Source organism: Qipengyuania aquimaris (genome assembly GCF_009827445.1).
Classification (GTDB): domain Bacteria; phylum Pseudomonadota; class Alphaproteobacteria; order Sphingomonadales; family Sphingomonadaceae; genus Qipengyuania; species Qipengyuania aquimaris.
In genome coordinates, this window is the sequence record NZ_WTYI01000001.1 from 1,187,454 (window position 1) to 1,212,862 (window position 25,409).

The window sequence follows — 25,409 nt, forward strand, 5'->3', positions numbered from 1 at the left end:
ATTTCCCGATGGAGAGCGCTTACGCGTCTTCCATTTCCTCGTCGCCCATGACCGGACCGCTGTCCTGGCCCTTGGCGTCGACGTCGCGGTCGACCAGCTCGATCACGGCCATCTGCGCGGCGTCGCTGCCACGATAGCCGGCCTTGATCACGCGGCTGTAACCGCCTTCACGATCGGCATAACGCTCTGCCAGGACGTCGAACAGCTTCTTCAGCTGCGTTTCGTCCTGCAGGCGAGCCATCGCAAGGCGACGGTTCGAAAGGCCGCCACGCTTTGCCAGCGTGATCAGCTTTTCGATGTAGGGGCGCATTTCCTTCGCCTTGGGCAGCGTGGTCATGATCTGCTCGTGCTTGATCAGCGCAGCAGCCATGTTGCGCAGCATTGCATGACGGTGACCCGTCTTGCGTTGCAGCTTGCGGCCGGAAATCTTGTGACGCATTTTCTAGTCCTTCGTTCGTAGGGGGCCCGTATGAGGTAGCCCGAAACAGGCCGGAAAACGGGGTCCGGCCTATGCCCCTTGAGATAGATTAACCGAGCAGCTCTTGTTCGAGCTTCTTGGCCATTTCCTCGATATTTTCCGGCGGCCAGCCAGGGATGTCCATGCCGAGGCGCAGACCCATCGAGCTCAGGACTTCCTTGATCTCGTTGAGCGACTTGCGGCCGAAGTTCGGCGTACGGAGCATCTCGGCCTCGGTCTTCTGGACCAGGTCGCCGATGTAGATGATGTTGTCGTTCTTGAGGCAGTTCGCCGAACGAACCGACAGTTCCAGCTCGTCGACCTTCTTGAGAAGGTAGCGGTTGAGCTGGTTGGTGTCGCTTTCCTGCGGCTCTGCAGCCTGGCCGATCATCGCCGAAGTCGGCTGCGGGATGCCGTCTTCGAAGTGGACGAACAGGGTCAGCTGGTCCTGGAGGATGCGCGCGGCATAGGCCACGGCGTCTTCCGGAGTGACGGTGCCGTCGGTTTCGATCGTCAGCGAAAGCTTGTCGTAGTCCAGTTCCTGGCCCACGCGAGCGTTGTCGACCTTGTAGCTGACCTGGCGAACCGGCGAATACAGGCTGTCGACCGGGATGAGACCGATCGGCGCATCGGCCGGACGGTTCATCACGGCGGGGCGATAGCCCTTGCCCGTGTCTGCGGTCAGTTCCATGTTCAGCGTTGCACCTTCGTCGAGGTGGCAGATCACGAGATCCTTGTTCATGATCTCGATGTCGCCGGAAACGGCGATGTCGCCAGCCTTGACTTCGCCCGGGCCGGTGGCCGAGAGCTGAAGGCGCTTGGTGCCTTCACCTTCCATCTTGAGCGCGATTTGCTTCACGTTCAGGACGATGTCGGTGACGTCCTCGCGCACGCCTGCGAGCGAGGAGAATTCATGCAGCACGTTCTCGATCTTGATCGAGGTGATGGCCGCGCCCTGGAGCGAGGACAGCAGCACGCGACGCAGAGCGTTGCCGAGCGTCAGGCCGAAGCCACGCTCGAGCGGCTCGGCAACGAAGGTCGCCTTACGCTTCTTGTCGCCACCGTCCTTGATGTCGAGGGTGTTGGGTTTCTTGAGTTCCTGCCAGTTCTTGATGTTGACGGACATGGATTTCCCCTGGTGTGGATGCGGGCAGGACCGGAGCTCTCAGTGAGCGTCCGGTCCGTGAAGATTGTCGGCGGCCCGTTGCCGGACCGCCAGGCAGGTACGGATCAGACGCGACGACGCTTGGACGGCCGCACACCATTGTGCGGGATCGGCGTAACGTCGCGGATCGAAGTGATCGTGAAGCCGACAGCTGCGAGACCGCGAAGCGCGCTCTCACGACCCGAACCCGGGCCCTTAACTTCGACTTCGAGGGTGCGCACACCATGCTCGGCAGCTTTCTTGCCGGCATCGTCTGCTGCAACCTGGGCAGCATAGGGAGTCGACTTGCGGCTACCCTTGAAGCCCATCATCCCGGCGCTGGACCAGCTGATAGCATTGCCTTGTGCGTCGGTGATGGTGATCATCGTGTTGTTGAAGCTGGCGTTGATGTGCGCAACGCCGCTGGAAATGTTCTTTTTGTCGCGGCGCCTAACGCGGCCGGGTTCGCGTGCCATGATGTTACTTCCTTACATATTCTCAAGAAGGGAAAAGCGCTGGGAGGCCCCAAGCTTACTTCTTCTTGCCGGCGATCGGCTTGGCCTTGCCCTTGCGGGTACGGGCATTGGTGTGAGTGCGCTGGCCGCGAACGGGCAGGCCGGCACGGTGACGAAGACCGCGATAGGAACGCAGGTCCATCAGGCGCTTGATGTTCATCGCGGTGTCGCGACGAAGATCGCCTTCGACCATGTGCTCTTCGTCGATCGTTTCGCGAACGCGCAGGATTTCCTCGTCGGAAAGGTCCTGGACGCGGCGAGCGTGATCGATGCCGAGCTTGTCGGCGATCTCAACAGCCTTGGTACGGCCGATTCCGTGAATATAGGTGAGCGCGATGATAACGCGCTTGTTGGTGGGGATATTTACCCCGGCAATACGAGCCACTTAATTCTCCATGCTCCACAGGGTCCTTTAAAGCGGGACCCTATCTCAACGCCTTGTTTTCATTGACACAACCGGTCGTTCTTCACGCAAAAAGCCCGGATGGCGTGCTTACAGCTCCCGCCTGCCGGACTCACCGAAAGTGTCGAATGAAACGCGCGCTTAGGCGGATTCGCCGCTAAGGTCAACCGCCCGCGCACGCAAACGACGAGGCCACCGATGTAGGAGGCCTTCCGTCTATTACAACAGTGTCATAACGGGTGGAGGGAGCTGCGTCAAAATTCAGTCGGCCAAAGCGTCTATCTGATCCCCGACACTGGCTTCCTCGGCCGGCTGATCCTCGTCTTCCTGCTCCGGCGTTTCGCCCGCAGCTTCGGCTTCATCACCATCCAGTGAACCGAGGTGATCGCGCAATCCCGACAATTGCTGGTTCATCACCCCGTCGACAGCCTTCGATATCTGGCCGATCTCGAAACCCATCGGCCCACCGACATTGTATTCCCAGTCGATCCGGGTCCCGCCGTCGATTTCCGAGAGTGTGACAGTCAGGACCCCGGTCGCGGGGACGGCCTGCAGCGGGCCCAGCCCCCCGCGTAGACGCAGCGCCCGATCCGGCACGGCCTGTACGACGATTGCATGCTGCGCACTGCCATCGAGGGGAATGTCGCCCTCGCCCGGGATCTTCTCGCAAAAGCACCCGCCTGCGCTCGGCACGAGCGTCATGTTAGACGCATCGGCCGACCATGTGTGCGCGTCGTTCCACCAGTCTGAAGGCTTGATCAAGGCAAGCCAGGCTTCACGCGGGGTTGCCGCAACCCGCGCCGAGGCCTTGGTCACGAAGCCGCTATCGCTTGTCGCGACGACCTCTGCGCTCGCCGGCACCGCGAGTGTCGCGAGGCCGATGGCAGCAAGGGTTGCATGAAAACGCAGCATTCATCTCTCCCGGATCATTCGCGCGAGTTGTATGAGTGCAAAAGGTGTTTGGAAAGGGCAGTTCGCACCGCCCTGCCCCTTCCTTAGGTCAGGATCGCGTCGATCGCGTGGGTGACGTCATCGATGGCACCCATCCCGTCGACCCGGCTGACGATTCCGCGCTCTTCGTAGCCAGGCAGGATCGGAGCGGTCTCGCTGCGATAAACCTGCATGCGGTGACGCACGGTTTCTTCATTATCGTCGGGGCGGCGCTTGAACTCGGTCGAACCGCACTGGTCGCAGACACCTTCCACCTTCGGCTGCTTGAAGGTGTCGTGATAGCCCGCACCGCAATTGGCGCAGGTGAAGCGACCGGTAATACGCTCTACCAGTGCATCCTCGTTCACTTCGAGTTCGATGACATGGTCGAGGCTGCGGCCATGCTTGGCCAGGATCTCGTCCAGCTGCTCAGCCTGTGCTGCCGTGCGCGGATAGCCGTCGAAGATAGCACCGGTTTCGGGGCCCATGTCGGTGAGCTTGGCATCGATCATGGCGGAAACGATGTCGTCCGAGACAAGGCTGCCGGAATCCATGATGTCCGCGACCTTGCGGCCGAGTTCGGTATCCGCCTTACGCGTTTCCCGAAGCATGTCGCCGGTGGACAGCTGCATCATGCCATGATGCTCGACCAGGCGCTGTGCCTGCGTGCCCTTGCCTGCGCCCGGAGGGCCGAGAAGAATTATATCCATCGCGTGACGTCCCTTTCGCCTTCGCTCATGCCTTAACGAAGGCGCCCCTTCAACTTGGCCTTTTTGATGAGATCGCCGTACTGGTGCGCCAGCAGGTGCGACTGGATCTGGCTGATCGTATCGACGGTCACGTTCACGACGATCAGCAGGCTGGTTCCGCCAAGGAACAGCGGGATGCCGGTCTGGGCGATCATGTATTCGGGCACGACGCAGACGAACGTCAGGTAGATGGCGCCGATCACGGTGATGCGCGTGAGAACGTAGTCGAGATACTGCTCGGTGCGCTTACCGGGGCGTATGCCCGGGATGAAGCCGCCGTTCTTCTTCAGGTTCTCTGCGGTCTCTTCCGGATTGAAGACGACTGCGGTGTAGAAGAAGCAGAAGAAGATGATGCCGAGGCCGTACAGCGTCATGTAGAGCGGCTGCCCGTGCTGGAGGTATTGCAGAACCGTCTGCACACCGCCGCCGAAGCTGCTTTCCGTGTCCAGCGAATTGCCGGCAAACTGCGTGATCGTCAGCGGCAGCAGAAGCAGCGAGCTGGCGAAGATCGGCGGAATGACGCCGGCAGTGTTGAGCTTGAGCGGAAGGTGCGAACGATCCGCCTGCATCCCGCCGCGCTGGGTCGCACGCTTGGGATACTGGATCAGCAGGCGACGCTGTGCACGCTCGAAGAAGCTGATCAGCAGGATCAGGCCGACGACCATCACGATGAAGCCGAGCAGGATGCCGGTTGCGATCGAACCTTCGCTGTAGCCGGTCGCCATGTTCGACACGAAGGTCGGGAACTGGGCGACGATGCCGGCCATGATGATCAGCGAAACGCCGTTGCCGATACCGCGACTGGTGATCTGTTCACCCAGCCACAGCAGGAACATCGTGCCGCCGACAAGACTGATCACCGCGCCGACACGGAACATGTAGCCCGGGTCCACGACTGCGGCGATACCTTCGGAGGCACCGAAGCTTTCCAGTCCGGCGGCCAGGAACCAGCCCTGCACCGTGCAGAGCAGCACAGTACCGTAGCGGGTATACTGGTTGAGTTTCTGCCGTCCGACCGTGCCTTCTTTCTTGAGGGCAGCCAGCGTGGGATGCAGGGCCGAAGCCATCTGCACGACGATCGAGGCGGTAATGTAGGGCATGACGCCGAGCGCGATGAGGCTCATCCGCTCCAGGCTGCCGCCCGTGAACATGTTGAACATGTCGATGATGCCACCCTGTGTGACATCGGCCAGCTGCGTCAGCGCACGGGCGTTGATGCCCGGCAGCGGAACGAAGCTCAGGAAACGGAAAACGATCAGCGCGCCGATCGTGAACCAGATGCGCTGCTTGAGCTCAGTGGCCTTGGAGAAATTGGCGAGACTTATGTTGCTCGCGAAACTGTCGGCGCTTGATGCCATTGGTCGTCTTCGATCCTAGCTTGTCGCCGGCCCGTCCCGGCGCTGACCGGACAGATAGGGAGCGGAAGGCCGATTGTCGAACCCCCGCTCCCTTATTTCCATCGATTACTTTGCCTTCTTGGCCTTGTTGGCCTCGGTGCGAGCAGCCTTCTTCTCGTGCTCGGGCTGCGCCTTGGGCAGCACTTCAACCGAACCACCGGCCTTCTCGACGGCTTCGATCGCGCCCTTGGAGGCACCGGCAACGACGAACTTCGCCTTTGCCTTGATCTCACCCTTGCCGAGCAGGCGGACACCGTCCTTGCCGCCGCGTGCGAGGCCTGCGGCCTTCAGCGCTGCGTGGTCGATGTCCTTCTTGGCGTCGAGCTTCTTGGCGTCGATGAACTTCTGGACCATGCCCAGGTTCACTTCGGCGTAGTCCTTGCCGAACGGGTTGTTGAACCCGCGCTTCGGCAAGCGCATGTGAAGGGGCATCTGGCCGCCTTCGAAGCCCTTGATGGCAACACCCGAACGGCTCTTCTGACCCTTCTGGCCTCGGCCAGCGGTCTTGCCCTTGCCCGAACCGATGCCACGGCCGACGCGGATGCGCTCCTTGCGGGCGCCGGGATTGTCACGGATGTCATTGAGTTTGATAGTCATGTCTTGCACTCGCTTTCGCTTTTGTTCGCGCTGAAAAATGGAAGCGGCCCGCTATCGTAGCAGGCCGCTCCCGTCAAATTGTTCCGTCGACTGATTAGTCGACGATCTCGACAAGATGCGGGACCTTGGCGACGGCACCACGCACTTCGGGAGTGTCCTGGCGTTCTACGACCTTGTGCATCTTGTTCAGGCCAAGACCGATGAGGATCTTGCGCTGTCCTTCCGGACGGCGGATCGGCGAACCGATCTGCTTGAGCTTGATGGTTTTTGCTTTAGCCATCTTGATTACTCCGCGATAGCGGCGGCGTCGGCTTCAGCCTCTGCCTCCGATGCACCACCGCGACCAAGCAGGTCGGCGACCTTCTTGCCGCGACGCTGGGCAACCGACTTCGGCGAAGTCTGGTCGGTCAGCGCGTCGAACGTGGCGCGGATCATGTTGTAGGGGTTGGAGGTGCCGACCGACTTGGTCACCACGTCTGCAACGCCCAGGCTTTCGAAGACGGCACGCATCGGACCACCGGCGATGATACCGGTACCCGGAGGCGCCGTACGCACGGTTACCTTGCCGGCACCGAAGCGACCGTTGCCGTCGTGATGGAGGGTACGACCTTCCTTCAGCGGGACGCGGATCATCTTCTTGCGAGCAGCGGCAGTCGCCTTCTGGATCGCTTCGGGCACTTCGCGGGCCTTGCCCTTGCCGAAGCCGACACGGCCCGAGCCGTCACCCACGACCACGAGAGCAGCGAAACCGAAGCGCTTACCGCCCTTCACCGTCTTGCTGACGCGGTTGATATGGACGAGCTTCTCGATGATGCCGTCGTCTTCTTCTTCGCGACGACCGCCACGGCGGTTGTCACGGCCACCACGACCACGGCCGCGATCGTTGCCACCGCGGCCACCGCCACGGTTGCCACGTCCGCGCGGCTGACCTTCAGCGCCCTGTGCGGGGTCCTGGTTGGCAGCAGCTTCCGAAGGCGTATCGGCAACAGCCGGCTCTTCGTTGGTCACAGCGGTTTCGGTTTCTGCCGTCACGACCTTTTCTTCGGTCTTTTCTTCGGTCTTGTTTTCATCAGCCATGATCAGAACTCCAGCCCGCCTTCACGGGCGGCGTCGGCCAGCGCTTTCACGCGGCCATGGAACAGGAAACCACCGCGGTCGAAAACGACGTTGGTGACGCCAGCCTTCTTTGCAGCAGCGGCGATGTCGGAGCCTACCTTCTTGGCGGCGTCGACATTGGCACCCGAGCCCTTCACGCCCAGCGTCGAAGCAGCGGCAACGGTCTTGCCGGCAGCATCGTCGATGATCTGCGCGTAGATGTGCTTACCGGTGCGATGGACCGACAGGCGCGGCTTGCCACCAGCGCGGCTGCGAAGCGCAGTGCGCACACGGCGGCGGCGGCGTTCGAAAAGGGAAAGCTTTGCCATCTTACTTCTTCTTCCCTTCCTTGCGGAAGATATACTCGCCGCGGTACTTGATGCCCTTGCCCTTGTAAGGCTCGGGCTTGCGCCACTTGCGGACGTTAGCCGCAAACTGGCCCACGGCCTGCTTGTCACTACCGCTGATTTCGACGGTGGTCTGGTCCGGGGTCTTCACCTCGATACCTTCCGGAACATCGAGGTCGACGTCGTGCGAGAAGCCGAGCTGAAGCTTGAGCTTCTTGCCCTGTGCCTGCGCACGATAACCGACGCCATTGATCTCGAGGACCTTGCTGAAACCTTCGGTAACGCCTTCGACCAGGTTCGACACCAGCGTGCGCTGCATACCCCAGTGGTTGCGTGCCTGACGGGTGTCATTGGCCGGAGTGACCGAGATTTCGCCGTCTTCCAGCTTGTACTCGACCAGATCGGACATGCCCATGGAAAGGGTGCCCTTGGGCCCCTTCACGCTGAGCGTGCCATCTTCGATCTTGGCCTCGACCCCACTCGGGATCGCGACGGGTTTTTTACCGATGCGGCTCATCAGAATACCTCCGCCAGCACTTCGCCACCGACGTTGTCGGCACGTGCTTCGGCGTCCGAGAGCACGCCCTTCGGCGTCGAGACGATGGTGATGCCAAGGCCGTTGCGGACCACGGGGAGTTCTTTCGAACCCGCATAGACGCGGCGGCCGGGCTTGGAGACGCGGGCGACGTGCTTGATAGCCGGTTCGCCTTCGAAATACTTCAGTTCAATCCGCAGCGCAGGGTGCTTGCCACTGTCGTCTGCAGCGTAGCCACGGATGTAGCCTTCGCGCTGGAGTACTTCGAGGACGTTTGCACGCAGCTTGCTAGCCGGCGAAAGGACGCTGTCCTTCTTCGCCTGCTGGCCGTTGCGGATACGGGTGAGCATATCACCCAGGGGATCGGTCATAGCCATCTATCGATTCCTCACCAGCTCGACTTGGTCAGGCCCGGAATCAGGCCCTTGTTGCCGAGGTCGCGCAGTTCGATACGGTTAAGGCCGAACTTGCGGTAATAGCCGCGGGGGCGGCCGGTGGTGGAGCAGCGGTTACGCACCCGGGTCGGGTTCGCATTACGCGGCAGTTCAGCCATCTTGAGGCGCGCGATCAGTCGCTCGCCCTCATCGAGGCTCTCGTCGTCTGCGATCGCCTTCAGCTTTGCGAACTTATCCGCATACTGCTTGACGAGCTTCTTGCGACGCTCGTTCTTGTTGATCGAACTCAGTTTCGCCATTGGACTTAAGTTCCTTCCTTATCTCTCGATCGGAAGGCGGCTCACGCCGCCTCCTTCTCTTCCGACTTTTCAGCCGGGAACGGGAAACCGAACAGACGCAGCAATTCGCGCGCTTCTTCGTCGGTCTTTGCCGTGGTTGTTACGATGATATCCATGCCCCGGACCTTGTCGATCTGATCGTAGCTGATCTCGGGAAAGATGATCTGTTCTTTGAGGCCCATTGCATAGTTGCCGCGACCGTCGAACGACTTGGCGTTGAGGCCACGGAAGTCGCGGATGCGGGGCATTGCGATGGTCACAAGGCGATCAAGGAATTCGTACATGCGCTCACGACGAAGGGTGACCTTCGCGCCGATAGGCATGCCTTCACGCAGCTTGAACTGCGCGATCGACTTCTTGGCCTTGGTGATGACCGGCTTCTGGCCGGCAATCAGTGCCATCTCTTCGGCTGCAGTCTGGACCTTCTTCTTGTCCTGGCTGGCTTCGCCCACACCCATGTTGAGCGTGATCTTTTCCAGCTTCGGGACTTCAAGACGGTTCTCGTAGCCAAATTTCTCGGTCATCGCCTTAACGATCTGGTCGTCGTAGCGCTGCTTCATGCGAGGCGTATAATCAGCCATCGATGGTCTCCCCGGATTTGACGGCGACGCGCACCTTCTTGCCGTCCTTTTCTTCGAAACGGACGCGGGTGGGCTTGCCATCCTTGGGATCGGCAACAGCAACCTTCGAGATCGGCATCGGTGCTTCGAAGCGGTCGATGCCACCCTGCGGGTTCTGCTGGGTCGGCTTGCGATGACGGGCTGCGATGTTCACGCCTTCGACGACGATCTTGCCGTCCTTGGGGTTCACTTTCGAAACCGTACCGGTCTTGCCCTTGTCCTTGCCGGACAGGACGACGACGGTGTCACCCTTCTTGATCTTTGCGGACGCCATTACAGCACCTCCGGAGCAAGCGAGATGATCTTCATGAAGCCGCGGCCACGCAGTTCGCGTACCACCGGCCCGAAGATACGGGTGCCGATCGGTTCTTCGTTCTTGTTGACGAGAACCGCGGCGTTGCTGTCGAAGCGGATCACGCTGCCGTCGGGGCGGCGTACGTCCTTCTTCGTGCGCACGATGACAGCGCGATGGACATCGCCCTTCTTCACCTTCGTGCGCGGCTGGGCTTCCTTGACGGAAACCACGATCACGTCGCCGACGGACGCGGTGCGGCGCTTGGAGCCGCCCAGTACCTTGATGCACTGGACGCGCTTTGCGCCGCTGTTGTCCGCGACGTCGAGATTGGATTGCATCTGGATCATTGATCCGTTTCCTTCTCACTGGCTTGCCGGAACAAGTCCGGCAGTTCCTAACGTCTAACTCAGTTGCCTGCGGCTTCGACTTCGAGGTCAGCCTCGACAGCCTGCGTTCCGCCTGCCGTTACCCGGTCCTTGACCAACCAGGTCTTGGTCTTCGAGATCGGCTTGGTCTCTTCGATGCGCACGACGTCGCCGAGCTGGTACTCGTTCTTCTCGTCATGTGCGTGGTACTTCTTCGAGCGACGGATGATCTTCCCGTAGAGGGGGTGCTTCACCTTACGCTCGACCAGTACGGTCACGGTTTTGTCGGTCTTGTCGGAGGTGACGGTCCCGATCAGAATACGCTTGGGCATGGTCTACTCCTTAAGCCTTGGCAGCGGCGCTGGCGCGCTCGGTCTGCAGCGTCTTGATCTTGGCGATCGAGCGGCGGACTTCGCGGATGCGGGCGGGCGCTTCGAGCTGGTTCGTCGCAGCCTGGAAGCGCAGGTTGAACTGCTCACGCTTCAGGTTGGTCAGTTCCTCTGCCAGCTGGTCGTCGCTCTTCTGGCGCAGATCTTCGATCTTGCTCATCATTCGCCTCCCAGGTGCGAGGAGTCACCCAGACGGGCAACAACCTTGGTCTTTACCGGCAGCTTCATGGCTGCGCGGCTGAACGCTTCGGCGGCCAGCGGGCCAGCAACGCCGTCGAGTTCGAACAGAATACGGCCCGGCTTTACGCGAGCGGCCCAGTATTCGACGGAGCCCTTACCCTTACCCTGACGGACTTCGGCAGGCTTTTTCGATACCGGCACATCGGGGAAGACGCGGATCCAGAGACGGCCCTGACGCTTGATGTGACGCGTGATCGCACGACGCGCAGCTTCAATCTGGCGTGCGGTGATACGCTCGGGCTCGAGGGCCTTGAGGCCGTACGAGCCGAAGTTCAGCGTGGTGCCGCCCTTGGCGTTGCCATGGATCTTGCCCTTGAACGCCTTGCGGTACTTGGTTTTCTTCGGTTGCAGCATGGTTCTTTCCTAATCCTGCAATCAGCGAGCCGGACGGACGCCGGACGTCTGCGATTCCATCATGAGACGGTCCTGCGCGGTCGGGTCATGGCCGAGGATCTCACCCTTGAAGACCCACACCTTGATTCCGATGATGCCGTAAGCGGTCAGTGCTTCGGCTTCAGCGTAATCGATGTTGGCGCGCAGCGTGTGCAGCGGCACGCGGCCTTCGCGATACTGTTCGACACGTGCGATTTCTGCACCGCCAAGACGGCCGCCACACATGATCTTGATGCCTTCGGCACCAAGGCGCATGGCCGACTGCATGGCGCGCTTCATAGCGCGACGGAATGCGACACGGCGGATCAGCTGATCGGCAATGCCCTGTGCGACGAGCTTCGCATCGACTTCCGGCTTGCGGATCTCGACGATGTTCAGCTTCACTTCGCTTTCGGTCATCTTCGACAGCTGCGCACGCAGCTTTTCGATGTCCGCGCCCTTCTTGCCGATGATGACGCCGGGACGCGCAGCATAGATCGAAACGCGGCACAACTTGGCCGGACGCTCGATCACAACCTTCGAGATTGCAGCCTGAGCTGCGTTCTTGAGGATGTACTTGCGGATCTCGATGTCTTCGCTCAGCAGCTTCGCGTAGTCGCGCCCTTCGGCGTACCAGCGGCTGTCCCAGGTGCGGTTGATCTGCAGGCGCAGACCGATCGGATTGCTCTTATGGCCCATCTTACGCCTCTTCCTGCTCGCGAACGACGATCCGAAGGCGGCTGAACGGCTTCAGGATGCGCGTCGACTTGCCGCGACCACGGGTGTGGAAGCGCTTCATCGTGATCGACTTGCCTACCGAAGCCTCGGCTACGACCAACGAGTCGACATCGAGGTTGTGGTTGTTTTCCGCGTTGGCGATCGCCGAGGCGAGAACCTTCGTGGCATCCTTGGCCATCGACTTCTTCGAGAAGGCCAGGATGTTGAGGGCCTCTTCGGCCTTCTTGCCGCGGATAAGCTCGGCAACGAGGTTCAGCTTCTGCGCGGAACCACGAATGGTGGTGCCTACTGCCAGAGCCTCGTTGTCGGCGACGCGACGGGGAGCTTTCTGCTTGCTCATCAGCGCTTACCCTTCTTGTCGGCAGCGTGACCCGGGAACGTGCGCGTGGGCGCGAATTCACCAAGCTTGTGGCCGACCATTTCTTCCGAAACGGCTACGGGGATGAACTTGTGGCCGTTGTACACGTTGAACGTGAGACCGACGAACTGGGGCAGGATAGTGCTGCGGCGCGACCAGGTCTTGATCGGCTTGGCATTGCTTGCGTCCTGAGCCTCTTCGGCCTTCTTCAGAAGGCTGAGTTCGACGAACGGACCTTTCCAGACGGAACGAGCCATGTCGGATTACCTCTTCTTCTTCGCGTGACGCGAACGGATAATGAACTTGTCCGTCTGCTTGTTCTTGCGGGTGCGGGCGCCCTTGGTCGGCTTACCCCACGGAGTGACGGGATGACGGCCACCGCTGGTGCGGCCTTCACCACCACCGTGCGGGTGATCGACCGGGTTCTTGGCGACACCGCGCGTCAGCGGCTTGATGCCCATCCAGCGACGACGACCGGCCTTGCCCAGGTTCTGGTTCTGGTTGTCTGGGTTCGACACGGCGCCAACGGTGCCCATGCAGTCGGCGCGCAGGTAACGCTGCTCGCCGCTGTTGAGACGCACGATGACCATGCCGCGGTCACGACCGACCAGCTGGACATAGGAACCTGCAGCGCGAGCGATCTGACCGCCCTTGCCCGGCTTCATTTCCACGTTGTGGCAGATCGTACCGACCGGCATCTGGCCGAGCAGCATTGCGTTGCCGGGCTTGGTGTCGGCCTTTTCGGCTGCGATCACCTTGTCACCGACAGCGAGACGCTGCGGAGCGAGGATGTAGGCCTGCTCGCCGTCTTCGTACTTCACGAGTGCGATGAAAGCGGTGCGGTTGGGATCGTATTCGATCCGTTCCACGGTGCCTTCAACGTCCCACTTGCGACGCTTGAAGTCGATGAAGCGGTACTTCTGCTTGTGACCGCCGCCGATGCCACGCGAGGTGACATGGCCCTTGTTGTTCCGGCCACCGGTCTTGCGCTTGCCTTCCGTGAGCGACTTGACGGGCTTGCCTTTGTACAGGCCCGACTTGTCGACGAGGATGAGGCCGCGGCGCGCGGGGCTCGTCGGTTTGTAGTTCTTGAGTGCCATTGTTTCCTAGCCCCTCAGATACCGCTGGTGACGTCGATGCTATCGCCGTCCTTCAGGGTGACGACAGCCTTCTTCACGTCGTTGCGCTTGTAGGGCTTACCGCGCCAACGCTTGGTCTTGCCCTTGACATTGATCGTGTTGACGCCCGTCACGCTCACATCAAAGATCGCCTCGATGGCTTCCTTGATCTGCGGCTTCGTTGCGTCATTGGCCACTTTGAAGACGACCGCGTTATGCTCGGAAGCAAGGGTCGACTTTTCGGTGATGTGCGGTGCGAGCACGACGTCGTAGTGACGCGCGTCTACTGCCTGCTTCTTAGCCATTGAAACGGCCCTCCAGCTTTTCGACCGCGTCCTTGGTGAGGACCAGCGTGTCGTGCTTCAGGATGTCGTAAACGTTGGCGCCCATGGCGGGCAGGACGTTCACGCCCGGCAGGTTTCCGGCGGCCTTCTTGAAGCCGTCGTTCACGCTTTCGCCGTCGATGACCAGGACCTTGCCGTTCCAGCCATTCTTGTCGAACACACCCTTCAGCGCCTTGGTCTTGGCGTCCTTGAGCTCGAGGCTGTCGACGACGACGAGGCCGTCCTTCGCCTTGCTCGAGAGAGCCATCTTGAGGCCGAGAGCGCGGATCTTCTTGTTCAGCGACTGCTCGAAGTCACGCTTGCGCGCGCCATGAGCCTTACCACCGCCGATAAAGATCGGAGCGCCACGATCGCCGTGACGTGCGCCGCCCGAACCCTTCTGGCGACCGAACTTCTTGCCCGTGCGGGCAACGTCCGAACGCTCACGCGTGGGGCGTGCAGTGCCGCGGCGGTTTTCGAGCTGCCACGTTACTACGCGGTGAAGGATGTCGGCACGCGGTTCGAGACCGAACACATCTGCGTTCAGTTCGATGTCGCCCGACGCCTTACCGTCGATTTTCTGGACCTTGACCTTCACGATCAGGACTCCTTGCTATCGGTGGCATCGCCCTCGGCACCAGCTTCCTGCTGTGCGAGAAGCTTCGCCTGAGTTTCGGCGTCCACCTCGGTGTTCACTTCGTGCTCGGCTGCGCTTTCGACCAGACCGGCGTCAGCTTCCTGCGAAGCGAACTCGTCCTGGTTGCGGCGCATGACGCCCGGGAACGGCAGTTCCTCGGCCGGAGCAACCTTCACGGCATCGCGAACCATGAGCCAGCCATTCTTCGCGCCCGGGACCGAACCCTTGACGAAAAGAAGACCGCGATCGGCGTCGGTGCGCACGATTTCGAGGTTCTGCTGGGTACGCTGACGGTCGCCCATGTGGCCGGCCATCTTCTTGCCCTTGAACACGCGGCCCGGATCCTGACGGTTACCCGTCGAACCGTGCGAGCGGTGCGAGATCGAGACACCGTGGGTGGCACGCAGACCACCGAAGCCCCAACGCTTCATGGCGCCGGCAAAGCCCTTACCCTGCGTGTGACCGGTGATGTCGACCTTCTGGCCGGCGATGAAGTGCTCGGCAGAAATGCGAGCGCCGACCGGAAGCAGAGCTTCTTCGCTGTCGACGCGGAATTCTGCGACCTTCATTTTCAGCCCGACTTCTGCCTTCGCAAAAGCTTCGCGCTGCGGCTTGTTTACGTTCTTCTGCTTCGCTTCGCCCGAACCGACCTGGACGCCGTAATAGCCGTCACGGTCCTGCGTGCGATGTGCGGTGACCTGGCAATCTTCCAGCGAAAGAACGGTCACGGGTACGTGCCGTCCGTCCTCCTGGAAGAGGCGGGTCATCCCGACTTTCTTTGCGATCACGCCTGTGCGCATCGTCAAACTCCTCAACAGAGGCACCCAGAGGCCCATCCCCAGGGTGCTTGCCAGCCCGATGATGTGATGCGTGCCCCCGTCCGGGCTGATTGCTTCCGAGAAGGAAGCAGACGGGGGACGCAGTCCCGGGCTGATGCCCGGCGGTATCCCGATGTCTTGCCTGATCTTGCGATCCGGCGGGGCTATCGAGCGCCCCTTTAACTTCCGGCTGCTTTAAAGTCCTGCCGGGGACCGGATCAGTGGCTTAGGCCAGCTTGATCTCAACGTTCACGCCAGCCGCGAGGTCGAGCTTCATGAGCGCGTCGACGGTCTGGGCGTTGGGCTGCACGATGTCGAGCAGACGCTTGTAGGTGCGCACCTCGAACTGCTCGCGCGACTTCTTGTCGATGTGCGGGCCGCGGTTCACGGTGAACTTCTCGATGCGCGTCGGCATGGGAATGGGACCACGAATAAGGGCACCCGTACGACGTGCGGTGTCTGCGATTTCACCAGTTGCCTGGTCGAGAACGCGATGGTCGAACGCCTTGAGGCGAATGCGGATATTCTGTGCTTCCATTACCTACACCGATGCGAAAGAGCCAAGCGGGCCGGGGGTGACCCGCAAACAAAAAGAAAGGTCCGCCTCGCATTGGACCCGGTTTCCCGGAACGAGCGACCTTCCATGAATTCGATAAATCAGAGACGAATCTCTGTCTGTGGGCGCGCATATACGGGTGACACCCGCATCTGGCAACCCCCGATTTCCGCCAAATCCAACTAGCGGGATCGTGGTGCGATCAACCGTGCCTCAGCACCGACCGCAAACCCCAGAAAAGTGGAAGGCCCGCCCTTCCCCGAAAGGAAGGACGGGCCTGCCATTGAAGCAAAAGCTTACTTCTTGATGGTGCCGACAACACCCGAGCCGACCGTACGGCCACCTTCGCGGATTGCGAAGCGCAGACCCTGGTCCATAGCGATCGGTGCAATCAGCTTGACGTCGATCGTCACGTTGTCGCCCGGCATCACCATTTCGGTGCCTTCGGGAAGGATCACTTCGCCGGTGACGTCGGTGGTGCGGAAGTAGAACTGCGGACGGTAGTTCGCGAAGAACGGCGTGTGACGGCCGCCTTCGTCCTTCGAAAGGACGTAGACTTCTGCGCTGAACTCGGTGTGCGGCGTAACCGAACCCGGCTTAGCGAGAACCTGGCCACGCTCGACTTCTTCACGGCCAACGCCGCGGATCAGGGCACCGATGTTGTCGCCTGCTTCACCACGGTCAAGCAGCTTGCGGAACATTTCGACGCCGGTGACGGTCGTCTTCGCAGTGTCCTTGATGCCGACGATTTCGACTTCGTCGCCAACGTTCACAACGCCGGTTTCGACACGGCCGGTGACAACCGTACCGCGACCCGAGATCGAGAACACGTCTTCGATCGGCATCAGGAAGTCCTTGTCGACCGGACGATCGGGCTGCGGGATGTTGGTGTCGACCGCGTCCATCAGTTCCTTGATCGAGTTTTCACCGATTTCCGGATCACGACCTTCGAGAGCGGCCAGTGCCGAACCCTTCACGATGGCGATGTTGTCGCCGTCAAAGCCGTACTCGCTGAGGAGTTCGCGAACTTCCAGTTCGACGAGTTCGAGGATTTCCTCGTCGTCAACCTGGTCGACCTTGTTCATGTAAACGACCAGAGCCGGAACGCCGACCTGACGTGCGAGCAGGATGTGCTCGCGGGTCTGCGGCATGGGGCCGTCAGCTGCGTTCACAACCAGGATGGCGCCGTCCATCTGGGCCGCACCGGTGATCATGTTCTTCACGTAGTCGGCGTGACCCGGGCAGTCGACGTGTGCGTAGTGACGCGCGTCGGTTTCGTACTCGACGTGTGCGGTCGAGATGGTGATGCCGCGCTCACGCTCTTCGGGAGCCTTGTCGATGTTTGCGAAATCGACGGCCGAACCGAGAACCTTGGTGATTGCTGCGGTCAGCGTGGTCTTGCCGTGGTCGACGTGGCCGATGGTGCCAACGTTGACGTGCGGCTTATTGCGCTCGAATTTTTCCTTCGCCATTTTCCAATAACCTCTGTCTTAAAAATTGGGATTTCTGCGGGAAGAAACGGCGCCCGCGGAATCAGGCGCCGCCCCTAGACGGTGAAGCTGCCTTACGCAAGCTTCTCCTTGACTTCCTGTGCCACGTTAGCCGGAACTTCGTCGTAGTGGCTGAACTGCATCGTGTACTGAGCACGACCCTGGGTGAAGGAGCGCAGTTCGTTCACGTAACCGAACATGTTCGCGAGCGGAACGAAGGCTTCGACTGCCTGGGCGTTGCCGCGGCTGTCGGTGCCCTGGATCTGGCCACGACGCGAGTTGAGATCGCCGATGACGTCGCCGAGGTAATCCTCGGGAGTGACGACTTCGACCTTCATGATCGGTTCGAGAAGCTTGATGCCGGCCCGCTCTGCGACTTCGCGCATAGCGCCGCGACCGGCGATTTCGAACGCGATCGCGCTCGAGTCGACGTCGTGGTAGGCACCGTCATACAGGTTGACCGTGAAGTCGATGATCGGGAAGCCGACCAGGTGGCCGCTTTCGGCCTGCTCGCGCAGACCCTTCTCGATCGCGGGGATGTATTCCTTCGGAATGTTACCGCCCTTGATCTCGTCTTCGAAGACGAAGCCCTGACCGCGCTCGCCCGGGGTGACCTTGAGCTTGACGCGACCAAACTGACCCGAACCACCCGACTGCTTCTTGTGGGTGTAGTCCACGTCCACCGGCTTGCCGAGGTATTCGCGATAAGCGACCTGCGGTGCACCGACGTTCGCCTCGACCTTGAATTCGCGCTTCATGCGATCGACGAGGATGTCGAGGTGAAGCTCGCCCATGCCCTTGATGATCGTCTGACCGGATTCGTGGTCGGTGGTGACGCGGAAGCTCGGATCTTCGGCGGCCAGGCGGTTGAGGGCGACGCCCATCTTTTCCTGGTCGGCCTTGGTCTTCGGTTCGACCGACAGCTCGATCACAGGCTCGGGGAATTCCATACGCTCCAGGATGATCGGGGCGCTCGACGCACACAGAGTGTCGCCGGTGGTGGTTTCCTTGAGACCTGCGATAGCGACGATGTCGCCTGCAAACGCTTCATCGATGTCCTCGCGGTTGTTCGAGTGCATCAGCAGCATGCGGCCGATCTTTTCCTTCTTGTCCTTCACCGAGTTCAGGACACTGCCCTTGGTCAGCTGGCCCGAATAGATGCGGGTGAAGGTGAGCGAGCCGACGAACGGGTCGTTCATGATCTTGAAGGCGAGTGCCGAGAACGGAGCCTCGTCCGAAGACGGACGGGTCTGCTCTTCGTCGCTGTCGGGCAGGACGCCCTTGATGGCCGGAACGTCGAGCGGCGACGGCATGTAGTCGACAACCGCGTCGAGGAGGGGCTGGACGCCCTTGTTCTTGAACGCCGAGCCACACAGGACCGGCACGAATGCACGGTCCATGGTGCCCTTGCGGATCAGACGCTTAAGCGTTGCTGCATCGGGCTCGTTGCCTTCGAGATACTGTTCCATGACATCGTCGTCGAGTTCGACGGCGGTCTCGACCAGCTTCTCGCGGTATTCGGCAGCCTTGTCGGCGAGATCGGCCGGGATGTCGACGTAGTTGAACGTCGCGCCCAGACCGTCGTTTTCCCAGACGATGCCGCGCATGTTGACGAGATCGACTACGCCCGAAAGATCGCTTTCGGCGCCGATCGGGAGATAGAGCACCAGCGGCGTCGCGCCGAGGCGGTCGATGATCGACTGTACGCAGTAATAGAAGTCAGCACCGGTGCGGTCCAACTTATTGATGAAGCACATCCGGGGAACGCCGTACTTGTCGGCCTGGCGCCAGACGGTTTCGGACTGCGGTTCTACGCCGGCGACGCCGTCGAAAACTGCAACAGCGCCGTCGAGTACGCGCAGCGAGCGTTCCACTTCGATCGTGAAGTCGACGTGTCCGGGCGTGTCGATGATGTTGATGCGGTGCTTGGGACCTTCACCGTCTTCGGCCGACCAGAAGGTGGTCGTTGCAGCCGAGGTGATGGTGATGCCGCGTTCCTGCTCCTGCTCCATCCAGTCCATGGTAGCGGCGCCGTCGTGGACTTCGCCGATCTTGTAGGACTTGCCGGTGTAGTAAAGGATACGCTCGGTCGTGGTGGTCTTGCCGGCATCAATGTGGGCCATGATGCCGATGTTGCGGTACCGCTCCAGCGGATATTCGCGAGCCATGTGCTTTTCCTTAAGACTGGGGGAGGAGACGAATTCTCCAGCCCCATATGGGTATCATTGTGACCGCTTGAAGACCGCGGGGAAGGAAACGCCCTCCCCCGGCCCCACAAGCGGAACGGCTTACCAGCGGTAGTGCGAGAAAGCGCGGTTCGCGTCCGCCATGCGGTGCGTGTCTTCGCGCTTTTTCACGGCGTTGCCGCGGTTGTTCGCCGCATCCATCAGCTCACCCGACAGACGTGCTGCCATGGTGGTTTCCGGACGGCCGCGCGCTGCGCCGATCAGCCAGCGGATCGCGAGTGCCTGGGCACGCTCGGGGCGAACCTCGACCGGCACCTGGTAGGTCGCACCACCGACACGGCGGCTGCGAACTTCGACCTGCGGCTTGATGTTGTCGAGCGCGGCGTGGAACAGCTCGACCGGGTTGGCCTTTGCCTTTTCCTCGACCACGTCGAGCGCGGTGTAGACGATACCTTCTGCAACGGCCTTCTTGCCGTCATACATCAGGTTGTTCATGAATTTCGAAAGGACCTGATCGTTGAATTTCGGATCAGGCAGGATTTCCCGCTTCTCGGGACGACGACGACGACTCATTGATTATCTCCTAAGTCCCGTGGATTACTTCGGACGCTTCGCGCCATACTTCGAGCGCGACTGCTTGCGATCCTTGACGCCCTGCGTATCGAGCACGCCGCGAAGGACGTGGTAACGAACGCCGGGAAGGTCGCGAACACGGCCGCCGCGGATGAGCACAACGGAGTGCTCCTGCAGGTTGTGGCCTTCGCCCGGAATGTAGGAGATGACTTCGCGCTGGTTGGTCAGGCGAACCTTGGCAACTTTACGCAGAGCCGAGTTCGGCTTCTTCGGAGTGGTCGTGTAAACACGGGTGCAAACGCCGCGCTTCTGCGGGTTCTGCTCCATCGCAGGGACCTTGGACTTGGCCTTCTGCGGAACGCGGCCCTTGCGGACCAGCTGGTTAATAGTCGGCATGAGTTCTCTCTTCACCGTTTCGATGGCGGCGACTAGCGGGTTTCAGGATGGTTCGTCGGGTTCGTGCCAAGCGCCGCACCGATGCCGCAAAGGGCACCTGGGCGGTCTGTTCGCACGAGCCTGAAACGCTCCACCCATCGGCCCACACGGCCACCGGGTTACTTTGACGGCTGCCCCGAGCGAAACTGGTTCGCTGCAATAGAAAAGAGCCTTATCGCTACAGCGACAGGCCCCCGGGTCATGACCGGCAATGTTCAGCTCTATCTGGCCAGCGTTGGTTTCGCACAGGGCGATTCCCTCACCGGATGGGCGCGCACATAGTGTGAGAGGGGAGATGGGTCAAGCCGTGCCGCCCTCTTCAGCGCTCAACTGACGCAGGTGCTCGGCAACTGCAAGGTCGAGGTCTTGGTAGACGTAAGGCCCCACATGGTAAGACCGCGCTATACGCTCGGTAATCTGCGGCGGCGTCGGTTGTGCCGGATGGCGGACCGCGCCGCCTTCGTCTTCCCAGGATTTGACCGGATCGACGGGTATGGCCGGCGCAAGCGGCTTGAGCGGTTCGGTATCACCGGCATAGCTGCCGTAGATGATCGTTTCCGGCCGGTTGACCGGTTCATCCGGCTTGCTGGCGTACAACGTGTCCCGCAACCCGCGAATGCGTGCGGCGTATTCGGCAACCTTGACGAAATGACTGTCCTTGGCCGCCGTATCGCCGGAAGCCGAAGCCTTCATCACCGCAATTTGGTGCTTGTGTAGCAGTTCATTGAGATCCATGGCTCGCCTCCTGCGGCAACCGTTAGGTAATTCGGGCGCATCCTTGTGACGCGCCCGAAAGGTCATGCATCAGCCCTGCTGCTTGCTGGCCTGTTCACCCTGCTTGCCCGCGCCCTGTTCTTCTTGGCGCAGGTTGATTGCCTGCGGCTTTCCGCCGTCGACCTGCTTGGTTTCGTAGCCGAAGCGCTGGCCCTGCTCGGGAGCGGAAGATTCCTTCCTCAGATCGGCCTTGGCGAAATGCAGCACATCGCCGCCCTTTTCGGCAGTGATCATGCCCTCGCCCTTGCCGCTGTCGTAGTTCTTGATGGTGCCATAATGTGTCATGGAAATAATCCTTCGATTTCGCGCAGGCGTTCATCAGCGACCGCTTGTGCGCGGGCTAGAAGGCGAAATGGAAAGAAGAGAGGGCAACTGGCCCTCGGGACCGTCGATCGCGACTGGTAGCTAAGTCTAAGATGGGGTGTTTTCGCCGGATTACAAGGCGGTGGAGCTGTTTAGCTGGCCGGGCCTGAAACGCTCCACCCATCGGCCCACACAGCCACCGGGTTACCTTGACGGCTGCCCCGAGCGAAACTGGTTCGCTGCAATAGAAAAGAGCCTCGTCGCATAAGCGACAGGCCCCCGGGTCATGACCGGCAATGTTCAGCTCTATCTGGCCAGCGTTGGAGGCGCGCAGGGCGATTCCCTCACCGGATGGGCGCGCACATCGTGTGAGAGGGCGGATGGGTCAAGGGAGAGGGATGTTACAGGAATGCGCCTCGTTGGACACAGTAATAGCAACGACCCGTGTCTTGATAGGATAAGGCAGATATGAAAGCCTCAGCCTCATCCAGCGAAACACCTGTGGCTGGGTAAGCGGGAAACCATTTGGTCGGTCCGTTCCCTTTGTCCTGATTTTTCTGACCTCGCCCATTCCGACAATGATCACAATCACCGGAGTGAATTCGAGCCCTGCTGGTCGGCGGGATGATCTTCACAAAGAAGGGCATCAATTCAATCTTCTGAAAATCGCTCAAGCTCAGCCTGGCATTCAGCCTTCAAGTTCGATGCTCGGGGCAAGTCAACTTCGCCACGCAAATCATATGCAACGCAAGCCTCAGAGGCGAGAACATCGACCATCAGCTGAACTGCTTCTTCAGATTCCTCTAATCGCAAATCTTTGGAGAGTAGGTTTGAGAGACGGGCCAACTGCGCCTGATATCGCTCAGCCCGTCTCAATTCCGCACCGTCCAAGTGACTTTTCGCCGTGTTCACCAGCGCATATTGTGAACAACATTCTGCCGAAGCTTTTCCCGTTCGATATCGTAAGTATCATTTTTGGTGAATTCCCGCATAAAGTCGGCAGATAGACTTTGGTACGACTGCCCCGATTCAATAACCGAAGACACCTCCTGAAGCTTGCGATCATCCACTCGACCCTTGGTGTCGAGGTAAGATTGGACCAAAAATGTCACGAGCCCAGTTAGCGCCGCTGTCGCGACGATGCTGACGAACATCCAAGTCCGATCTCCCTTTCCCTCGCTCAACTTGTCATTCCTTCCGCAATAAGCCTGAGCTAGGCCTCATCGTCTTCTACGCCCATCTCCGTCGATAGACCCGTCGCTTCTTCGACGTCGTGCAATTGCCTACACTGCTGCTCCCAATCATCGAGCATCATCAATTCTCGCGCACTTTCGACCCTTTGAGCGACTTCTATCGTGCAATCGTCGTTCGGCGCAGCAGAATTCACAATTTGAATCGCTTGCGCGAGATCAACGTTTCCTAAATCCGCTCCATAGGCAATGCCAGCAGTGAGAAGCGCAACCGTCGCCAAAGGGGCTACCGTATGATCGATAATTCTCTGAAAGCCCCGCGAGTTGATATTGAGCTTCAACTCCATCGCGCGTTCAGGGTGTTCCCGCAGATAGTTTATTGCTTCCGCGTAGGGAACCTGATTTTCAACTCCCTGTTCCGCAGCAATCAGCACCCCTGTAATGTAGTTGAGGAATGATTGAATGTAGTATTCGTTGAGAGTGTTAAAGTCGTCCTCTTCCGTATTGATACGTGCAGAAAACGTCCCCGCGAAGATGTATTGGTCAAATCCTGCCGCAACAACCTCTTTTCGCAAACTTCTATCAAGAAGCATGACGGGATCAGGCCGGCTCAAGCGATCTCTCATCAAATCAGAGAAAGTTCCACGCTGTTTTGATCGAAACCATTTAACTCTACGAGCCAGCATAGGCTCGCCATCATATATCGCTTGCCAGCTATGCATATGCGGCAAGCCTACAAGCTTACCGATGAGAACCTCACCAAAGTAACCCTCGCCCGGCACCACGATAACGGTTCCCTCTGGCAATTCGCGCAATTTTCGAATTGCTCCAATGTACCGTCCGAGGCGCTGCCGATAATCTTGTCCCTCGAAATCTGAAGTGTCGTCAGCGGGTCGAGGCCCAAAGTTGTCATTATCGTGCCAATCCCTGATCGCGAGAGACCGGACCACTTGAAGCCGCATCTCCTTATCTTCGGGCAACTCCTCTAGTGGATCCAAATCGAGATCTGGGAAATCGAGAAAAATGCGATTGCTTCGCCGAAAGTGGTCGAACAGCCAGTAGTCCTCTCCCGGCCGAACAACATAAATATTGTCTTGCTCGCGCAGAACATGGGTCGAAATATCGACGCGCATTCTACTAAATTCCCCGCTTCGAACAGACCACCCGCATCGCAAGCGGAGCTTGTTTCGTCAAACTTCGACCGTCACGCGATCCCAAAAATTGGGTGATAAGCACTATCAGGTTGCGCTCCCAATCCAAAGCGGGCGCCCACCACATACAAGCGCCTTTAGCGATAGTCGTCCACATCGATTTGACCTGAGTTTCAATTCCAATCACCGAGCGATGGGCGCATATCGTGCTCAAAATTTCGCAAGCTAGAAACTGTTTTCCTACTCCGCAGTTTCTTGTTTTTGTCCCTCAAACGCCGGGCGGAGCGCGTCCGCGCTCCTTGGCTTCGCGCCATTAGGCGCGGCGGGCGGTCGCCCTTGCGGCGCGCTGGTCGCACGCCGGATTTCGCCAAAGCTGGAGGGGCGCACCCCCACCCCATCCTACTGATTTCACACCACAGAAAAAAAATGTGGCACAAATTTGTCATCAGTGCGTAGTATGGTCGAAGCGCGGGTTTCCGCGCTCGGAATCCACATAAAGGGGAATACCACATGAAGTTCAACAAACTGGCAATCGTCGCCGCTTCGGCAGCCGCTCTCTCGCTCGCAGCTTGCGCCGAAAGCGAGCAGGAAGCTCAGGAAGACCTGGTCGAGCAGCAGGCTGAATCGCAGGAAGACCTCCTTGAAGAGCAGGCCGACCTCGCAGAAGCACAGGGCGACGAAGCAGCTGAAGAAGCTCTCGACGCCGAAGCAGACGCCATGGGCGAAGCCGGCGACGCAGCAGAAGACGCTGTCGACGAAGGCATGTAACCCACACAGCCCGCGGTTCACTCCGCAGGCGAAAAAAGCGGTGTCCGTCGAAAGACGGATGCCGTTTTTTTTGCGCCCTCAGACGCCGGGCGCGACGCGTCCGCGTCGCTTGGCTTCGCGGCATTAGCCGCGGCGGGCGGTCGGCCTTGCCTTCGCCTTCGGCTCGGATTTGGCCCTTAACCGATAGAGGTTTCCTACACGGTCGAGTTGTGCATTTCCGAGGGGGCCATGAACGAAACCACTCGTGTAACGCCTCGACAGGCAACTTCTGCCGTTGCCAATCCCGGGCCGGAGCTTGATCCGGACGATCCGCTGCTCGCCTTTGCGCCCTATATTCACAGGCAGCCGCGGCGCAATTCCATTACGCCGGACCTGCAGCGCCGGTTCGTCGCCACGCTCGCGGCGACGGGGATCGTCGTGCAGGCGGCCCGCTCCATCGGGAAAAGCATGGAGGCGCTCTACAAGCTTCGTGCGCGGCCCGGGGCGGAAGGGTTTGCCGCCGCGTGGGACGAGGCGGTCGGATACGGCGTCTGGCGGCTGGAGGATTGCGCGATCGAGCGCGCCCTGGCCGAGGGGTTCTACAACCCGCGCGCCAATTCGCTGCTCTGCTTCGTTCTCGCCTATCGCGGCCGCTATCGCGAGGATGTGCGCAAGATCGTCCCCAGCCACCCCGTCTACGAATGGATCCGCGACGATGGGCTGGCGGAAGAAGGTCTGGTCTAGGCTGCCCGCCCCCGCATGGAAGGGCTTAGCCGCCTGCCGACCCTGTGCTATGCCGCCCGCACAGACCAAGGAGCCGCCCCATCGC

38 protein-coding genes are annotated in these 25,409 nt (G+C 60.2%); 2 read left to right on the forward strand and 36 right to left on the reverse strand.

What is annotated here, in order from left to right; genetic code table 11:
• Positions 1 to 19: 19 nt before the first annotated feature.
• From rplQ to GRI34_RS05945, 36 genes are all read right to left on the reverse strand, one after another.
• Complete coding sequence (rplQ, locus tag GRI34_RS05770; RefSeq protein ID WP_090478754.1) at positions 20 to 439, reverse strand: 50S ribosomal protein L17; 420 nt, start codon at positions 437 to 439, stop codon at positions 20 to 22.
• An 88-nt stretch (positions 440 to 527) separates the two neighbouring features.
• Positions 528 to 1,583, reverse strand: a complete 1,056-nt coding sequence (locus GRI34_RS05775) for a DNA-directed RNA polymerase subunit alpha (RefSeq protein ID WP_160595142.1) — start codon at positions 1,581 to 1,583, stop codon at positions 528 to 530.
• A 104-nt stretch (positions 1,584 to 1,687) separates the two neighbouring features.
• Entirely contained in the window at positions 1,688 to 2,077 is a 390-nt protein-coding gene (gene rpsK / locus GRI34_RS05780; protein ID WP_090478760.1) for a 30S ribosomal protein S11, read from the reverse strand.
• A gap of 55 nt (positions 2,078 to 2,132) precedes the next feature.
• Positions 2,133 to 2,501: a 30S ribosomal protein S13 gene (rpsM, locus tag GRI34_RS05785; protein ID WP_100259017.1), complete on the reverse strand. Its 369-nt coding sequence runs from the start codon at positions 2,499 to 2,501 to the stop codon at positions 2,133 to 2,135.
• A 279-nt stretch (positions 2,502 to 2,780) separates the two neighbouring features.
• A complete protein-coding gene (locus GRI34_RS05790; protein ID WP_160595143.1) occupies positions 2,781 to 3,431 on the reverse strand; it encodes an SRPBCC family protein in 651 nt (216 codons plus the stop codon).
• A gap of 83 nt (positions 3,432 to 3,514) precedes the next feature.
• Positions 3,515 to 4,159: an adenylate kinase gene (locus GRI34_RS05795; protein ID WP_160595144.1), complete on the reverse strand. Its 645-nt coding sequence runs from the start codon at positions 4,157 to 4,159 to the stop codon at positions 3,515 to 3,517.
• Positions 4,160 to 4,191: 32 nt separating this feature from the next.
• On the reverse strand, positions 4,192 to 5,556 hold the full coding sequence (gene secY / locus GRI34_RS05800; protein ID WP_090478764.1) for a preprotein translocase subunit SecY: 1,365 nt from the start codon (positions 5,554 to 5,556) through the stop codon (positions 4,192 to 4,194).
• Positions 5,557 to 5,661: 105 nt separating this feature from the next.
• The gene (gene rplO / locus GRI34_RS05805; protein WP_090478767.1) at positions 5,662 to 6,192 is read right to left on the reverse strand and encodes a 50S ribosomal protein L15; all 531 of its coding nucleotides are present in this window, start codon (positions 6,190 to 6,192) and stop codon (positions 5,662 to 5,664) included.
• Positions 6,193 to 6,286: 94 nt separating this feature from the next.
• Positions 6,287 to 6,472, reverse strand: coding sequence for a 50S ribosomal protein L30 (gene rpmD, locus GRI34_RS05810; RefSeq protein WP_160595145.1), 186 nt, complete (start codon positions 6,470 to 6,472; stop codon positions 6,287 to 6,289).
• 5 nt (positions 6,473 to 6,477) lie between these two features.
• Positions 6,478 to 7,272 (reverse strand): 30S ribosomal protein S5, encoded by a 795-nt coding sequence (rpsE, locus tag GRI34_RS05815; RefSeq protein ID WP_224803434.1) that lies wholly within the window; start codon positions 7,270 to 7,272, stop codon positions 6,478 to 6,480.
• Complete coding sequence (gene rplR, locus GRI34_RS05820) at positions 7,272 to 7,616, reverse strand: 50S ribosomal protein L18 (protein ID WP_090478770.1); 345 nt, start codon at positions 7,614 to 7,616, stop codon at positions 7,272 to 7,274. The genes rpsE and rplR overlap by 1 nt, the downstream gene beginning before the upstream one ends.
• A 1-nt stretch (position 7,617) precedes the next feature.
• Positions 7,618 to 8,151, reverse strand: coding sequence for a 50S ribosomal protein L6 (gene rplF, locus GRI34_RS05825; protein ID WP_160595146.1), 534 nt, complete (start codon positions 8,149 to 8,151; stop codon positions 7,618 to 7,620).
• Positions 8,151 to 8,546, reverse strand: a complete 396-nt coding sequence (gene rpsH, locus GRI34_RS05830; RefSeq protein ID WP_160595147.1) for a 30S ribosomal protein S8 — start codon at positions 8,544 to 8,546, stop codon at positions 8,151 to 8,153. The genes rplF and rpsH overlap by 1 nt, the downstream gene beginning before the upstream one ends.
• 11 nt (positions 8,547 to 8,557) lie before the next feature.
• On the reverse strand, positions 8,558 to 8,863 hold the full coding sequence (gene rpsN, locus GRI34_RS05835) for a 30S ribosomal protein S14 (protein WP_090478779.1): 306 nt from the start codon (positions 8,861 to 8,863) through the stop codon (positions 8,558 to 8,560).
• Between the two features lie 41 nt (positions 8,864 to 8,904).
• Positions 8,905 to 9,483 (reverse strand): 50S ribosomal protein L5, encoded by a 579-nt coding sequence (gene rplE, locus GRI34_RS05840; protein ID WP_160595148.1) that lies wholly within the window; start codon positions 9,481 to 9,483, stop codon positions 8,905 to 8,907.
• Positions 9,476 to 9,796 carry a 50S ribosomal protein L24 gene (gene rplX, locus GRI34_RS05845; protein WP_090478785.1) on the reverse strand — a complete coding sequence of 107 codons (321 nt, stop codon included), beginning with the start codon at positions 9,794 to 9,796 and terminating at the stop codon, positions 9,476 to 9,478. Before rplX ends, rplE begins: the two co-directional genes overlap by 8 nt.
• Positions 9,796 to 10,164 carry a 50S ribosomal protein L14 gene (gene rplN, locus GRI34_RS05850; RefSeq protein WP_006831888.1) on the reverse strand — a complete coding sequence of 123 codons (369 nt, stop codon included), beginning with the start codon at positions 10,162 to 10,164 and terminating at the stop codon, positions 9,796 to 9,798. The genes rplX and rplN overlap by 1 nt, the downstream gene beginning before the upstream one ends.
• A 59-nt stretch (positions 10,165 to 10,223) precedes the next feature.
• Positions 10,224 to 10,514: a 30S ribosomal protein S17 gene (gene rpsQ / locus GRI34_RS05855; protein ID WP_100259025.1), complete on the reverse strand. Its 291-nt coding sequence runs from the start codon at positions 10,512 to 10,514 to the stop codon at positions 10,224 to 10,226.
• A 10-nt stretch (positions 10,515 to 10,524) separates the two neighbouring features.
• A complete protein-coding gene (rpmC, locus tag GRI34_RS05860) occupies positions 10,525 to 10,731 on the reverse strand; it encodes a 50S ribosomal protein L29 (protein ID WP_090478791.1) in 207 nt (68 codons plus the stop codon).
• The gene (gene rplP, locus GRI34_RS05865; RefSeq protein WP_090478793.1) at positions 10,731 to 11,165 is read right to left on the reverse strand and encodes a 50S ribosomal protein L16; all 435 of its coding nucleotides are present in this window, start codon (positions 11,163 to 11,165) and stop codon (positions 10,731 to 10,733) included. The genes rpmC and rplP overlap by 1 nt, the downstream gene beginning before the upstream one ends.
• Before the next feature lie 21 nt (positions 11,166 to 11,186).
• Positions 11,187 to 11,882: a 30S ribosomal protein S3 gene (gene rpsC, locus GRI34_RS05870; RefSeq protein WP_100259026.1), complete on the reverse strand. Its 696-nt coding sequence runs from the start codon at positions 11,880 to 11,882 to the stop codon at positions 11,187 to 11,189.
• A gap of 1 nt (position 11,883) precedes the next feature.
• On the reverse strand, positions 11,884 to 12,261 hold the full coding sequence (rplV, locus tag GRI34_RS05875) for a 50S ribosomal protein L22 (RefSeq protein ID WP_006831883.1): 378 nt from the start codon (positions 12,259 to 12,261) through the stop codon (positions 11,884 to 11,886).
• Positions 12,261 to 12,536, reverse strand: coding sequence for a 30S ribosomal protein S19 (gene rpsS / locus GRI34_RS05880; RefSeq protein WP_040963566.1), 276 nt, complete (start codon positions 12,534 to 12,536; stop codon positions 12,261 to 12,263). Before rpsS ends, rplV begins: the two co-directional genes overlap by 1 nt.
• Positions 12,537 to 12,542: 6 nt before the next feature.
• Complete coding sequence (gene rplB, locus GRI34_RS05885; protein ID WP_090478804.1) at positions 12,543 to 13,379, reverse strand: 50S ribosomal protein L2; 837 nt, start codon at positions 13,377 to 13,379, stop codon at positions 12,543 to 12,545.
• A 14-nt stretch (positions 13,380 to 13,393) separates the two neighbouring features.
• Positions 13,394 to 13,702: a 50S ribosomal protein L23 gene (locus GRI34_RS05890; RefSeq protein ID WP_090478807.1), complete on the reverse strand. Its 309-nt coding sequence runs from the start codon at positions 13,700 to 13,702 to the stop codon at positions 13,394 to 13,396.
• Entirely contained in the window at positions 13,695 to 14,318 is a 624-nt protein-coding gene (rplD, locus tag GRI34_RS05895) for a 50S ribosomal protein L4 (protein ID WP_160595149.1), read from the reverse strand. Before rplD ends, GRI34_RS05890 begins: the two co-directional genes overlap by 8 nt.
• A 2-nt stretch (positions 14,319 to 14,320) precedes the next feature.
• Complete coding sequence (gene rplC, locus GRI34_RS05900; RefSeq protein ID WP_090478815.1) at positions 14,321 to 15,157, reverse strand: 50S ribosomal protein L3; 837 nt, start codon at positions 15,155 to 15,157, stop codon at positions 14,321 to 14,323.
• Positions 15,158 to 15,401: 244 nt separating this feature from the next.
• Positions 15,402 to 15,713 (reverse strand): 30S ribosomal protein S10, encoded by a 312-nt coding sequence (gene rpsJ, locus GRI34_RS05905; protein WP_006831877.1) that lies wholly within the window; start codon positions 15,711 to 15,713, stop codon positions 15,402 to 15,404.
• A 314-nt stretch (positions 15,714 to 16,027) separates the two neighbouring features.
• Positions 16,028 to 17,203, reverse strand: a complete 1,176-nt coding sequence (gene tuf / locus GRI34_RS05910; RefSeq protein ID WP_160595150.1) for an elongation factor Tu — start codon at positions 17,201 to 17,203, stop codon at positions 16,028 to 16,030.
• A 92-nt stretch (positions 17,204 to 17,295) separates the two neighbouring features.
• Positions 17,296 to 19,389 (reverse strand): elongation factor G, encoded by a 2,094-nt coding sequence (fusA, locus tag GRI34_RS05915; protein ID WP_160595151.1) that lies wholly within the window; start codon positions 19,387 to 19,389, stop codon positions 17,296 to 17,298.
• Between the two features lie 120 nt (positions 19,390 to 19,509).
• Positions 19,510 to 19,980 (reverse strand): 30S ribosomal protein S7, encoded by a 471-nt coding sequence (gene rpsG / locus GRI34_RS05920; protein ID WP_160595152.1) that lies wholly within the window; start codon positions 19,978 to 19,980, stop codon positions 19,510 to 19,512.
• 24 nt (positions 19,981 to 20,004) lie between these two features.
• On the reverse strand, positions 20,005 to 20,376 hold the full coding sequence (gene rpsL / locus GRI34_RS05925; protein WP_006831873.1) for a 30S ribosomal protein S12: 372 nt from the start codon (positions 20,374 to 20,376) through the stop codon (positions 20,005 to 20,007).
• Between the two features lie 339 nt (positions 20,377 to 20,715).
• On the reverse strand, positions 20,716 to 21,150 hold the full coding sequence (locus GRI34_RS05930; RefSeq protein ID WP_160595153.1) for a hypothetical protein: 435 nt from the start codon (positions 21,148 to 21,150) through the stop codon (positions 20,716 to 20,718).
• A 69-nt stretch (positions 21,151 to 21,219) separates the two neighbouring features.
• A complete protein-coding gene (locus GRI34_RS05935; RefSeq protein WP_160595154.1) occupies positions 21,220 to 21,474 on the reverse strand; it encodes a cold-shock protein in 255 nt (84 codons plus the stop codon).
• A gap of 926 nt (positions 21,475 to 22,400) precedes the next feature.
• The gene (locus GRI34_RS05940) at positions 22,401 to 22,676 is read right to left on the reverse strand and encodes a hypothetical protein (protein ID WP_160595155.1); all 276 of its coding nucleotides are present in this window, start codon (positions 22,674 to 22,676) and stop codon (positions 22,401 to 22,403) included.
• Positions 22,677 to 22,705: 29 nt separating this feature from the next.
• Positions 22,706 to 23,815: a hypothetical protein gene (locus tag GRI34_RS05945; protein ID WP_160595156.1), complete on the reverse strand. Its 1,110-nt coding sequence runs from the start codon at positions 23,813 to 23,815 to the stop codon at positions 22,706 to 22,708.
• A gap of 528 nt (positions 23,816 to 24,343) precedes the next feature.
• On the opposite strand from GRI34_RS05945, the gene GRI34_RS05950 reads away from it, so the two are divergent.
• Together GRI34_RS05950 and GRI34_RS13200 are read left to right on the forward strand one after the other, a co-directional pair.
• Positions 24,344 to 24,601 carry a hypothetical protein gene (locus GRI34_RS05950; protein ID WP_090478840.1) on the forward strand — a complete coding sequence of 86 codons (258 nt, stop codon included), beginning with the start codon at positions 24,344 to 24,346 and terminating at the stop codon, positions 24,599 to 24,601.
• Between the two features lie 228 nt (positions 24,602 to 24,829).
• Positions 24,830 to 25,324 carry a hypothetical protein gene (locus GRI34_RS13200; protein ID WP_199800121.1) on the forward strand — a complete coding sequence of 165 codons (495 nt, stop codon included), beginning with the start codon at positions 24,830 to 24,832 and terminating at the stop codon, positions 25,322 to 25,324.
• Positions 25,325 to 25,409: the final 85 nt, after the last annotated feature.